At 70.7% G+C, this 7,946-nt stretch carries 5 protein-coding genes; 4 read left to right on the top strand and 1 reads right to left on the bottom strand.

All coding sequences use genetic code 11. The features are described 5' to 3' along the window. Positions 1 to 425: 425 nt before the first annotated feature. Positions 426 to 1,658 (bottom strand): hypothetical protein, encoded by a 1,233-nt coding sequence (locus FF041_RS04920; protein WP_323391241.1) that lies wholly within the window; start codon positions 1,656 to 1,658, stop codon positions 426 to 428. 178 nt (positions 1,659 to 1,836) lie between these two features. On the opposite strand from FF041_RS04920, the gene mtnA reads away from it, so the two are divergent. Genes mtnA through FF041_RS04900 form a run of 4 tightly spaced genes read left to right on the top strand, consistent with a single transcriptional unit; the run spans position 1,837 to position 7,536 of the window. Continuing rightward, positions 1,837 to 2,973, top strand: a complete 1,137-nt coding sequence (gene mtnA / locus FF041_RS04915; protein WP_153521182.1) for an S-methyl-5-thioribose-1-phosphate isomerase — start codon at positions 1,837 to 1,839, stop codon at positions 2,971 to 2,973. A gap of 4 nt (positions 2,974 to 2,977) precedes the next feature. Continuing rightward, positions 2,978 to 3,667, top strand: a complete 690-nt coding sequence (mtrA, locus tag FF041_RS04910; protein WP_007448372.1) for a two-component system response regulator MtrA — start codon at positions 2,978 to 2,980, stop codon at positions 3,665 to 3,667. A gap of 1 nt (position 3,668) precedes the next feature. Beyond that, a complete protein-coding gene (mtrB, locus tag FF041_RS04905; protein WP_153521181.1) occupies positions 3,669 to 5,729 on the top strand; it encodes an MtrAB system histidine kinase MtrB in 2,061 nt (686 codons plus the stop codon). Continuing rightward, positions 5,719 to 7,536, top strand: a complete 1,818-nt coding sequence (locus FF041_RS04900; RefSeq protein WP_194291937.1) for an LpqB family beta-propeller domain-containing protein — start codon at positions 5,719 to 5,721, stop codon at positions 7,534 to 7,536. The genes mtrB and FF041_RS04900 overlap by 11 nt, the downstream gene beginning before the upstream one ends. Positions 7,537 to 7,946: the final 410 nt, after the last annotated feature.

The raw sequence follows: 7,946 nt of genomic DNA, 5'->3' as shown, positions 1-7,946 counted from the left end.
CTGTTTCTGTTGTGTTGTGAAGTGTTTGTGTTGTGTGTTCAGCCCCGGGTCACCCCCCGTTTCTGTGGGGGGAGGCCCGGGGCTTTTCTGCGTTCCCGGCCTCTGTAGCTCCGGTTCCGCGCGTTCCCGGAGCTGCACCCGGCGTTACACGGGGCCCTTTCTCAGGACCCCGGGGGGCGTTCGGGGGAACGCGACGTCGGAGGCGGGGCGGTGAAGAGGGAGAGGGCCGCCGCTCCTGTCTCAGAAGCGGCTGTACGCGGGCTGGGGGAGGTTGAGGCTGCTCTGGTACATCGGGCTTGGACCGCTCGTACTCGTCGGCCGTACAACGAGAGAGGGGGGCGCGGCGTCCACCGGAGACGTCACCGCTCTCGCGGATCGATTTCCCTGTGGCCGTCGCGCCCCCCTCGCGGTGGGCGTCGTGGACATCAGCTCCTGAGGCTGCTGCCCGGCGGCTCAGTGCCATAGCCGGGGACTCCGGCGGCACGGGCGAGTTCCAGGTCGAGTGCCTCGCGGCGGATGCGCTGGTCGATATAGAGGAGTGCGGTCACACCCGCGGAGACCGGATAGGTGATGGCGGCGGCGATCACCGAGCCGATGCTTGTGATGATCGTGTAGGTCCAGCCGAATTCGGGTGTCCTGCCGGCCAGCATGTCGCTCAGGGCGGTGCCGTCCGCGACGAATCCGATCGCGACGAACGGTATGGCGATGACCATCGTGACCAGAAGGGTCAGCACCAGCGTCAGCAGAACGATGCCGAAGATCCGCCACCAAGTGCCCTGAACGAGCTTCGCCGAGCGCCGCAGGGACGCGATGACGCCCTGGCGTTCCAGCATCAGCGCGGGCGGGGCGAGAGAGAACCTGACCATCAGCCAGATGACGACGGGGATGGCCGCGAGGGTCCCGAGCGCGATGAGCGTCAATCCGGCCGTGTCCCCCACCAGCAGACCGGGCAGCACCGCGAGCGAGCCGACGGCTGCGGCTATCAGCGCCAGCAGCAGGGTGAGGCCGAGGAGTTGAGCCAGCCGGGGGCGTGCCTCCCGCCAGGCGTCCGCGAGCGTCGCCGGGCGGCCCAGCACCGAGCGGCTGATGATCACGGTGAGCGGCGCCGTGGTGAAGAGCGTGGCGATCAGGCCGATGAACAGGGTGGGCAGCAGTCCGATGAAGGAGGTCTGTAGCGATTCCACGCTCTGGCGCAGAGCCTCGGCCGTGCCGGGCTCGGCGGAGATCCGCGTCGGCTCGGGCAGCAGATAGCGACCCGCCAGGACAGTGGCGATCTGGGCGATCACGGAAACGGTGAGGGTGATGCCGAGAACGGTGCGCCAGTGTGCGCGCAGCGTCGACACGGAACCCTCAAGAATCTCACCGACGCCGAGCGGGCGCAGCGGGATGACTCCCGGCTTGGCCGCAGGCGGCTGTCCCCAGCCGCCCTGCGGTCGACCGCCCCATCCCGGGGAGGGCTGCGGCGGCACCGGAGGGCCGTACCGTCCGGGGGCGGTACGGCCCTCCGGTGCCGACCACTGAGCGGCGGGTGGTTGATCGCTGGACCACTTCGAGGCTGGGCCGTTGTCGTCGGCGGGCTCGGCGGGCCGTGGCACATCCGCGTTCTGGCCGTCGGAGCGAGCGGATCCGGGCGAGGCCCAGCCCGGAGTGTCGTTCACAGTCGTCCACCTCATGAATCGGTTGTGGGGTCGGTTCGGAACCGACGTGGGTACAGGGCCTGCCGGTCGTCGGACCGGCGGGCAGGCAGCCATCGTGTCACGCGGGCCCGTTCGCCGGGTGAGCCCCGTATGCCCATCGCGCCTTCAATGTCCGTGGCTCAGCGGGCAGACTGGGCGGATGGCTGATCAGTACGCGCATGAAGCGGCACCCGATGAGCGGCCCGCACTGCGGGCATTGCGCTGGGAGGAGCCTCCGGACGGGCCGGTGGTGGTGCTCCTGGACCAGACCCGGCTGCCCGCCGAGGAAGTGGAGCTGGTCTGCGCGGATGTGCCCGCTCTGGTGCGGGCGATCCAGACGCTCGCCGTGCGGGGTGCGCCGCTGCTGGGCATCACCGGTGCTTATGGGGTGGCTCTCGCCGCGGTGCGGGGCCATGACGTGGCGGCGGCGGCGCTGCTGCTGGAGCGTTCGCGGCCCACCGCGGTGAATCTGGCCCTGGGGGTGCGGCTGGCGTTGGCCGCGTACCGGGCGGCGGCGGAGCAGGGCACGGAGCAGGCCGCGCGGGCGGCGCTCGCGGCGGCCCGGGAACTGCACCGGCGGGACGCTCGCGCCAGCTCCCGGATGGCCGGGCATGGGCTCGCGTTCCTCGACGAGCTCTTCCCCGGTGGGGGGCATCGGATCCTCACGCACTGCAACACCGGGGCGCTGGTCTCGGGCGGGGAGGGCACGGCGTTCGCGGTGGCGCTCGCCGCGCACCGTGCGGGCCGGTTGCGCGGGCTGTGGGTGGACGAGACGAGGCCGCTGCTCCAGGGGGCCCGGCTGACCGCCTATGAGGCGGCCCGCAACGGCATGCCGTACACCCTGCTCACGGACAATGCCGCGGGCTCGCTGTTCGCGGCGGGCGAGGTGGACGCCGTTCTCATCGGCGCGGACCGGATCGCGGCGGACGGTTCCGTGGCGAACAAGGTGGGCAGCTACCCCCTCGCGGTGCTGGCGAAGTACCACCATGTGCCGTTCGTCGTGGTCGCGCCCACGACGACGATCGATCTGGACACTTTGGACGGGGCGGCGATCGTGGTGGAGCAGCGGGCGGAACACGAGGTGACGGAGGTGACCGCGCCGCGGCCGTCGGCCGGCGGGGGCGGTGCGGGGGTCGCGGTCGCGCCTCCCGGGACGCGGGCGTACAACCCCGCTTTCGACGTCACACCGCCGGAGCTGGTGACGGCGATCGTCACTGAAGAAGGCACGTTGTCCCCGGTCACCGGGGTGGGAGTGGCGGAGCTGTGTGCCAGGTCACGCCAGGTCACGATTAGCTAATGGGATGATGTCGATTATGAAGGGACGAGTCCTTGTCGTCGATGACGACACCGCACTGGCCGAGATGCTCGGGATTGTGCTGCGTGGTGAAGGTTTCGAGCCGTCTTTTGTAGCGGACGGCGACAAGGCACTTGCCGCTTTCCGTGAGGCCAAGCCGGATCTTGTACTGCTGGATCTGATGCTCCCCGGTCGGGACGGCATCGAGGTGTGCCGCCTGATCCGTGCCGAGTCCGGGGTGCCGATCGTGATGCTCACCGCCAAGAGCGACACGGTGGACGTCGTGGTCGGGCTGGAGTCCGGCGCCGACGACTACATCGTCAAGCCATTCAAACCCAAGGAGCTGGTCGCCCGGATTCGGGCGCGGCTGAGGAGGTCGGAGGAGCCCGCGCCGGAGCAGCTGACTATCGGGGATCTGGTCATCGATGTGGCCGGTCACTCGGTGAAGCGGGAGGGGCAGTCCATCGCGCTGACCCCGCTGGAGTTCGATCTGCTGGTCGCCCTGGCCCGTAAGCCGTGGCAGGTGTTCACCCGTGAGGTGCTGCTGGAGCAGGTCTGGGGATATCGGCACGCGGCTGACACCAGGCTGGTGAATGTGCATGTCCAGCGGCTGCGTTCCAAGGTCGAGAAGGACCCCGAGCGCCCGGAGATCGTGGTGACCGTCCGTGGTGTCGGTTACAAGGCCGGGCCGAGCTGACATGCCTCACGGCAGCGTTGCTCCGAAGCCCGGGGAGCCGGGAGTCCGTACGGGGCGGGCTGCCGGGTCCGGACATGGGCCGTCGCGTTTCGGCCGTCTGCTGCGTGGCGGACGGCTGGGGCGGGACGGCGAGCCCGGAGGTCTGATGCTCCGGCTCGTCATGCGCTGGGTGCGCCGTCCGCTGCTGCCCGCTCTGCGGCTGTGGCGGCGGAACATCCAGCTCAGAATCGTGGTGACCACGCTGCTGATGTCGCTGGGCGTGGTCGTGCTCCTGGGCTTCGTCGTGATCGGGCAGGTGCGCAACGGTCTGCTCGACGCGAAGGGGAAGGCGGCGCAGAGCCAGGCCGCCGGCGGGTTCGCCGTGGCACGGGAGTGGGCCAACAAGCCGGCCGAGAGCGCGGGCACGGACGACGGGCGGACCGCGACGAGCTCGTGGCGGTCCGATCTGGTGGAGCAGCTGGCCAGCGGTGGTCAGGGCGCGTTCAACGTGGTGGCGCTGAGTCCCGAGTCCGAGGGCGCGGGGCAGAACCGCAGTCCGCGGCGGTCCGGAATCGTGGATGTGGCCTCCATTCCGGAGGATCTGCGGGCGGCCGTCGGGCAGGGGACGGGGACGTACGAGAAGTACATCGAGATCCGGTACAAGACCGACGAGAACGAGCCGGAGCCGGAGCCGGGCCTGGTCGTCGGCACCCGGCTCAACGACATCGACGGCAATCCGTACGAGCTGTACTACGTCTTCCCGCTGGCGCAGGAGGAGGAGTCGCTCAACCTGGTCAGGGGGACGCTCGCCACGGCCGGGCTGTTCGTGGTCGTGCTGCTGGGGGCGATCGCCTGGCTGGTGGTGCGGCAGATCGTGACGCCGGTGCGGATGGCCGCCGGGATCGCCGAGCGGCTCTCCGCCGGCCGTCTCCAGGAGCGGATGAAGGTCACCGGCGAGGATGACATCGCCCGCCTGGGCGAGGCCTTCAACAAGATGGCTCAGAATCTTCAGCTCAAGATCCAGCAGTTGGAGGAGCTGTCGCGGATGCAGCGGCGCTTCGTCTCCGACGTCTCGCATGAGCTGCGTACGCCGCTGACGACGGTGCGCATGGCGGCCGATGTCATCCATGAGGCGCGCGTCGACTTCGATCCGGTGACCGCGCGCTCCGCGGAGCTGCTCGGGGATCAGCTCGACCGTTTCGAGTCCCTGCTCTCCGATCTGCTGGAGATCAGCCGTTTCGACGCGGGCGCCGCGGCGCTGGAGGCCGAGGCGATAGATCTGCGCGAGGTCGTACGGCGGGTGATCGGCGGGGCGGAACCGCTCGCCGAGCGCAAGGGCACCCGTATACGGGGGATCGGCGACGAGCAGCCGGTCATCGCGGAGGCCGACGCTCGCCGGGTCGAGCGGGTTCTGCGGAATCTGGTCGTCAACGCCGTCGAGCACGGCGAGGGCCGGGATGTGGTGGTGCGGATGGCGGTCGCGGGCGGCGCCGTCGCCGTCGCCGTCCGGGACTACGGCGTGGGCCTGAAACCGGGTGAGGCGACCCGGGTCTTCAACCGCTTCTGGCGGGCCGATCCGGCGCGGGCGCGTACCACCGGAGGCACCGGTCTGGGGCTCTCCATCGCCGTCGAGGACGCCCGGCTGCACGGTGGCTGGCTCCAGGCCTGGGGCGAGCCCGGAGGGGGCTCGCAGTTCCGGCTGACGCTTCCGCGGACGGCGGACGAGCCGCTGCGGGGCTCGCCGATACCTCTGGAGCCCGAGGACTCACGGCAGAACCGGGAACGTGCCGGCGGCTCCGCGCCGAAGACGTACGGGCAGCTCCTGGCCTCCGTGCCCGGACAGCCCGGACGGCCCGGACAGCCCGGACGGCCCGGACAGCCCGGACAGTCCGGACGGCCTGGTTCGGTCCGTTCTCCGCTGGCCGTGTCCCATCCGGCGGCGGCCCCCATGGCTCCCCCGGGGGTCGATCCGGCGGCGCTGCCTGGCAGCGGGGCCCGGGTGGTGGCCCGTCCGGCCGAGCGGCCCGGCGACTCCTTGACGGACTTCTCACAGGATCGCGAGGGCAGAACGCATGGGCGCTGATTCCGGCCGCCGGAACAGGCTCCGGTTCGGTGTGCTGCTCGGCGGCAGCGGTGTGCTGCTGGCCGGCTGCGCCTCGATGCCCACCAGCGGTGACATCCGTGCCGTCAAGGCGTCCCAGCGAGCGGATTCGCAGGTCCGGGTGGAGGCGCTGCCGCCGCAGAAGGGGGCCATGCCCAGTGAGGTGGTGGCGGGCTTTCTGGAGGCGATGACCAGCGACGACGCCGATTTCGCAACTGCTCGTGCCTATCTGACCCCGGAGATGGCGAAGAAGTGGCGGCCTCAGGCCGGTACGACGGTGCTGGCCGCGGCGCCCGTACCGGGAGCGGCGAGGGAGGGCGGTCGGGACAACCCCGGCATCGACTTTCCGCTGCGGGGCCGGCAGATCGCCATGGTCGACGACCGGCACGCCTATCAGGCGATCACGCCGTCCAAGTATCAGAAGACCATCCATCTGTCGCGGCAGAGCGGTGCCGACGGCAAGGAGTGGCGCATCGACAGTCTGCCCGAGGGGCTTGTGCTGGGGGCGTCCGACTTCCAGCGCAACTACCGCTCGGTCAACAAGTACTACTTCGCGACCGGCCGCCCCACCATGGTGGCCGACCCCGTCTTCATCCGGCAGCGGATGGACCCCGTCACCCAGGCGGTGGTGGCGCTGCTCGACGGTCCGACGACTTGGCTGGAACCCGTCGTCGAATCGCGTTTCCCCACCGGGACGACGCTGAAGAAGGGCGTCAAGTCGCTGACGTTCGACGACCAGGACACCCTGAAGGTGCCGCTCAACGAGAAGGCGTCGGGGGTGAGCACCTCCCAGTGCAACCGGATGGCGGCGCAGATCCTCTTCACCCTGAAGGGGCTGCCGTCCACCCGGGTCGGCCAGGTGGAGTTGCCGCGCGCCAACGGCACCTCGCTCTGTGTGCTCGACAGCGATCAGGCGGACGGGTACGCGCCGGACCCCTTCGCGACCAGGTCGGGCAAGCAGTACTTCGTGGACGACAAGAGCCGGCTCGCGGTGCTGCCCGGGGACGCCGGGAACAAGCCGTCGAATGTGCCGGGGCCGCTGGGCAGCGGCGAGCTGCCGATGAGCCAGGTCGCGGTGGCCCGTGACGAGAGCACCGCCGCCGCGGTCTCCAAGGACTTCCGTCATCTGCACGTCTCGTCGATCACCTCCGACGGCACAGCGGCCTCCTCGCTGGTGGAGAGCGAGGGCGGGACCCCGGAGACCCGGCTGTCGGCCCCCAGCTGGGACGGTCGCGGCGATCTGTGGATAGCCGACCGTGACCCGGAGCGCCCGGCGCTGCTGCGCTTCGAGGACGGCTCGGGCCCGCCGAAGGAGGTCAGGATCCTCCAGGGGCTGGGCGGCGCGCGGATCGAGTCCGTGAAGGTGTCGGCGGACGCGACGAGGATCGCGCTGCTGCTGACGGAGGGCGAGGAGACCACACTGAAGATCGGGCGGGTGGAGCGGGACGGGCCGAAGGGCGATCCGGTGGTGTCGATCGCCGAGCTGCGTCAGGCGGCACCGCAGATGGAGACGGTGACGGCCGTGTCCTGGGCCGGGCCCAGCCGTCTCGCGGTGGTCGGCAAGGAGGCCGGCGGGGTGCAGCAGGTGCGTCACATCCAGACCGATGGCTCCAGCTCGGCCGCGGCGGTGCTGCCGGGGCTCAACAGCGTCAGAACGGTCGCCGCCTCCGACGACGAGAGTCAGCCGCTTGTGGCGCACTCCGAGAGCGATGGCATCGTGCGGCTGCCGCCCGGCGGCAACTGGCAGACGGTGGTCATCAAGGGCTCGTCGCCCGTCTATCCCGGCTGACCCTTTCCTGGCTTCTCCCTGGCCTCCCCCTGACCCCTCCCCGGGCCGACTTGCTGCCTCGCTGTTCCGGGTGTCCCGCTGTCCCGCTGTTGCGGGTGACCCGGCCCCGGACCGGTCGGCCCGGGGACGCCGTCCGGGTGGCCCACCTGCGCTGATGCGGTCCGGGAAGTCGCAGGCCGGTCGGTTGTCCACAGGGGTGGCGGGGCCCTCGATCCCTTGGCACAGTGGGGTCATGCGGCGGTGGTGGCAGGAGATCTCCGGCTTGGTGCTGCCGATCGCATGCGGTGGTTGCGGTCTCCCGAGGACGCCGCTGTGCGAAGAGTGCGCGCAGGAGCTGCACGGGCCCGGCGCGCGCCGGGCCCGGCCCCTCCCCGAGCCCGCGGGCCTGCCCGAGGTGTACGCCGCCGCGC

This window comes from Streptomyces jumonjinensis, from assembly GCF_009600885.1.
GTDB classification, from domain to species: Bacteria; Actinomycetota; Actinomycetes; order Streptomycetales; family Streptomycetaceae; genus Streptomyces; species Streptomyces jumonjinensis.
This window is presented reverse-complemented; position numbering and strand designations above follow the sequence as displayed.